This window comes from Faecalibacterium langellae, assembly GCF_002549775.1.
In the GTDB taxonomy this organism is placed as follows: Bacteria; Bacillota; Clostridia; order Oscillospirales; family Ruminococcaceae; genus Faecalibacterium; species Faecalibacterium langellae.
Map to the genome: position 1 here is coordinate 1 of NZ_NMTR01000024.1, position 4,491 is coordinate 4,491.

The 4,491-nt window shown below is 45.0% G+C and carries 2 protein-coding genes, 1 tRNA gene and 2 rRNA genes; 4 read left to right on the forward strand and 1 reads right to left on the reverse strand.

Features of this window, described 5'->3' with window-relative positions; genetic code table 11:
- Positions 1-290: class II fructose-bisphosphate aldolase (locus CGS49_RS13220; RefSeq protein ID WP_179859090.1), on the forward strand; the 290-nt coding region annotated here is incomplete at its 5' end.
- Positions 291-345: 55 nt separating this feature from the next.
- Here CGS49_RS13220 and CGS49_RS13225 read toward each other — a convergent pair.
- Positions 346-978, reverse strand: a complete 633-nt coding sequence (locus CGS49_RS13225; protein WP_207653407.1) for an IS30 family transposase — start codon at positions 976-978, stop codon at positions 346-348.
- A 475-nt stretch (positions 979-1,453) separates the two neighbouring features.
- Between CGS49_RS13225 and CGS49_RS13230 the strand changes: the two genes are divergently transcribed.
- The 3 genes from CGS49_RS13230 to CGS49_RS13240 all read left to right on the forward strand — a co-directional run.
- Positions 1,454-3,001: ribosomal RNA gene (locus CGS49_RS13230) — 16S ribosomal RNA — on the forward strand.
- A 54-nt stretch (positions 3,002-3,055) separates the two neighbouring features.
- A tRNA-Ala gene (locus tag CGS49_RS13235) sits at positions 3,056-3,128 on the forward strand.
- Between the two features lie 147 nt (positions 3,129-3,275).
- Positions 3,276-4,491 (forward strand): 23S ribosomal RNA (locus tag CGS49_RS13240); the annotation flags it as partial.

The window sequence follows — 4,491 nt, forward strand, 5'->3', positions numbered from 1 at the left end:
AAGCTGTACCAGGTTTCCCAATCGTATTGCACGGTGGATCAGGTATTCCTGATGATCAAATCCAAGAAGCTATCAAACTTGGTGTTGCTAAAGTTAACGTTAACACAGAATGTCAAATCGCATTTGCTAACGCAACACGTAAATTTGTTGCTGAATACGAAGCAAATGAAGCAGAATACGACAAGAAGAAACTCTTCGACCCACGTAAATTCTTGAAACCAGGTTTCGAAGCTATTACAGAAGCTGTTGAAGAACGTATCGATGTATTTGGTTCAGCAAACAAAGCTTAATTAGACTGTAAAAACAAGATCCAGAAAGGATCTTGTTTTTTCATATCTTGAATTGTCAAATTAAGTGCATACTTTCCCCATAAAATACTTCATAAAGTGTTTTCCAGTTAAGATATTTTTGTGGGCTATTATTAAGTTTGTTCTTCCACAGCTGAATAATCTGATCATTAACCAATGTTACATCACTCTCTTTGGGAAAATGTTCTCTTAGTAGTCCATTCGTATTCTCATTAGTCCCTCGTTGCCATGGAGCATGGGGATCAGGAAAATAGACTTCAATTTTTAATTGATCACACAACTTCTGATGATAGGTAAACTCTTTCCCTCTATCAGAAGTCACAGTATGCTTGGTCAAGGGTTCTAGCATTTTTACCATAGCTTCTATTACCAACTTACTTTTCTTGACAGCTACCTTCTGGATTTTTAGAAAACGATAATAACGGTCAGTTAGAGTCACTAAACAAGATTTTCCAGTTTTACCTGCAACAGTATCGTCTTCCCAATCTCCTATTCTAGTTCGGTTATTAGCATCTTTGGGTCTTTCTTGAATTGTATGAGATATAGAGATTTTCCCTCTATTTTCGACATAACCTTTTGTATGACGCTTTTTGCCACGATGGCGGTGCTTACGAATACTGGCACGAGCACGATGACGATGAAGTGACATAGAAAAATGATGGTAGCTCATAAGACTTCCTTTCGTAACTAGTTCGTTCAATTCTATTTTACAAGAAAATCTTATGAGTTTTTATTGTGTACTTATCTCTTGTATTGTATATTTAAGTTTTTAAAACCTCTTGACAGCTATCCAAAAGGGTGCTAAGATATAAAAGTTGTCTTAAGCGATTTGTCTCTAACTCGTAAAGGTTCCAAAACTTTAAAAAAAGCTATTGACAAGTTTAAGAAGGGATGATATTATAAATAAGCTGTTTCGTGAGAGACGGCCAGCACGAAGAGAAGAAGAGAAAAAACTTCAAAAAAGTGTTGACAAGATATTCTGTCTTTGCTAGAATATAGAAGTTGTCTCAAGAGAGGCAAAGACCTTTGAGAACTGAATAAGAAACCAAGTGCAGGGTTATGATAGAAGAATTATAACCTGTCAATTTACAAGAATAAATCGTCAGACGACGGTAATGAGTTAACGCTCGAACAATTATTAAAGTATTAATGAGAGTTTGATCCTGGCTCAGGACGAACGCTGGCGGCGTGCCTAATACATGCAAGTAGAACGCTGAAGAGAGGAGTTTGCTCTTCTTGGATGAGTTGCGAACGGGTGAGTAACGCGTAGGTAACCTGCCTTGTAGCGGGGGATAACTATTGGAAACGATAGCTAATACCGCATAACAATGGATGACACATGTCATTTATTTGAAAGGGGCAATTGCTCCACTACAAGATGGACCTGCGTTGTATTAGCTAGTAGGTGAGGTAATGGCTCACCTAGGCGACGATACATAGCCGACCTGAGAGGGTGATCGGCCACACTGGGACTGAGACACGGCCCAGACTCCTACGGGAGGCAGCAGTAGGGAATCTTCGGCAATGGGGGCAACCCTGACCGAGCAACGCCGCGTGAGTGAAGAAGGTTTTCGGATCGTAAAGCTCTGTTGTAAGTCAAGAACGGGTGTGAGAGTGGAAAGTTCACACTGTGACGGTAGCTTACCAGAAAGGGACGGCTAACTACGTGCCAGCAGCCGCGGTAATACGTAGGTCCCGAGCGTTGTCCGGATTTATTGGGCGTAAAGCGAGCGCAGGCGGTTTGATAAGTCTGAAGTTAAAGGCTGTGGCTCAACCATAGTTCGCTTTGGAAACTGTCAAACTTGAGTGCAGAAGGGGAGAGTGGAATTCCATGTGTAGCGGTGAAATGCGTAGATATATGGAGGAACACCGGTGGCGAAAGCGGCTCTCTGGTCTGTAACTGACGCTGAGGCTCGAAAGCGTGGGGAGCGAACAGGATTAGATACCCTGGTAGTCCACGCCGTAAACGATGAGTGCTAGGTGTTGGATCCTTTCCGGGATTCAGTGCCGAAGCTAACGCATTAAGCACTCCGCCTGGGGAGTACGACCGCAAGGTTGAAACTCAAAGGAATTGACGGGGGCCCGCACAAGCGGTGGAGCATGTGGTTTAATTCGAAGCAACGCGAAGAACCTTACCAGGTCTTGACATCCCGATGCTATTTCTAGAGATAGAAAGTTACTTCGGTACATCGGTGACAGGTGGTGCATGGTTGTCGTCAGCTCGTGTCGTGAGATGTTGGGTTAAGTCCCGCAACGAGCGCAACCCCTATTGTTAGTTGCCATCATTCAGTTGGGCACTCTAGCGAGACTGCCGGTAATAAACCGGAGGAAGGTGGGGATGACGTCAAATCATCATGCCCCTTATGACCTGGGCTACACACGTGCTACAATGGTTGGTACAACGAGTTGCGAGTCGGTGACGGCGAGCTAATCTCTTAAAGCCAATCTCAGTTCGGATTGTAGGCTGCAACTCGCCTACATGAAGTCGGAATCGCTAGTAATCGCGGATCAGCACGCCGCGGTGAATACGTTCCCGGGCCTTGTACACACCGCCCGTCACACCACGAGAGTTTGTAACACCCGAAGTCGGTGAGGTAACCTTTTGGAGCCAGCCGCCTAAGGTGGGACAGATGATTGGGGTGAAGTCGTAACAAGGTAGCCGTATCGGAAGGTGCGGCTGGATCACCTCCTTTCTAAGGAAAAACGGAATGTACTTGAGTTTCTTATTTAGTTTTGAGAGGTCTTGTGGGGCCTTAGCTCAGCTGGGAGAGCGCCTGCTTTGCACGCAGGAGGTCAGCGGTTCGATCCCGCTAGGCTCCATTGAATCGAAAGATTCAAGTATTGTCCATTGAAAATTGAATATCTATATCAAATTCCATATGTAAGTAATTACATATAGATAGTAACAAGAAAATAAACCGAAACGCTGTGAATATTTAATGAGTTAGGTCGAAAGGCCAAAAATAAGGTTAAGTTAATAAGGGCGCACGGTGGATGCCTTGGCACTAGAAGCCGATGAAGGACGTGACTAACGACGAAATGCTTTGGGGAGCTGTAAGTGAGCAATGATCCAGAGATGTCCGAATGGGGGAACCCGGCAGGTAATGCCTGTCACTCATTACTGTTAAGGTAATGTAGAGGAAGACGCAGTGAACTGAAACATCTAAGTAGCTGTAGGAAGAGAAAGCAAAAGCGATTGCCTTAGTAGCGGCGAGCGAAACGGCAAGAGGGCAAACCGAAGAGTTTACTCTTCGGGGTTGTAGGACTGCAACGTGGACTTAAAGATTATAGAAGAACTACCTGGGAAGGTAGGCCAAAGAGAGTAATAGCCTCGTATTCGAAATAGTCTTTATACCTAGCAGTATCCTGAGTACGGCGAGACACGAGAAATCTCGTCGGAATCTGGGAGGACCATCTCCCAACCCTAAATACTCTCTAGTGACCGATAGTGAACCAGTACCGTGAGGGAAAGGTGAAAAGCACCCCGGGAGGGGAGTGAAATAGAACCTGAAACCGTGTGCCTACAACAAGTTCGAGCCCGTTAATGGGTGAGAGCGTGCCTTTTGTAGAATGAACCGGCGAGTTACGATATGATGCGAGGTTAAGTTGAAGAGACGGAGCCGTAGGGAAACCGAGTCTTAATAGGGCGCATTAGTATCATGTCGTAGACCCGAAACCATGTGACCTACCCATGAGCAGGTTGAAGGTGAGGTAAAACTCACTGGAGGACCGAACCAGGGCACGTTGAAAAGTGCTTGGATGACTTGTGGGTAGCGGAGAAATTCCAAACGAACTTGGAGATAGCTGGTTCTCTCCGAAATAGCTTTAGGGCTAGCGTCGATGTTAAGTCTCTTGGAGGTAGAGCACTGTTTGGGTGAGGGGTCCATCCCGGATTACCAATCTCAGATAAACTCCGAATGCCAATGAGATATAATCGGCAGTCAGACTGCGAGTGCTAAGATCCGTAGTCGAAAGGGAAACAGCCCAGACCACCAGCTAAGGTCCCAAAATATATGTTAAGTGGAAAAGGATGTGGGGTTGCACAGACAACTAGGATGTTAGCTTAGAAGCAGCTATTCATTCAAAGAGTGCGTAATAGCTCACTAGTCGAGCGTCTTTGCGCGGAGAATTTAACGGGGCTAAACCTGACACCGAAGCTTAGGCAATGTAGTAATACATTGGG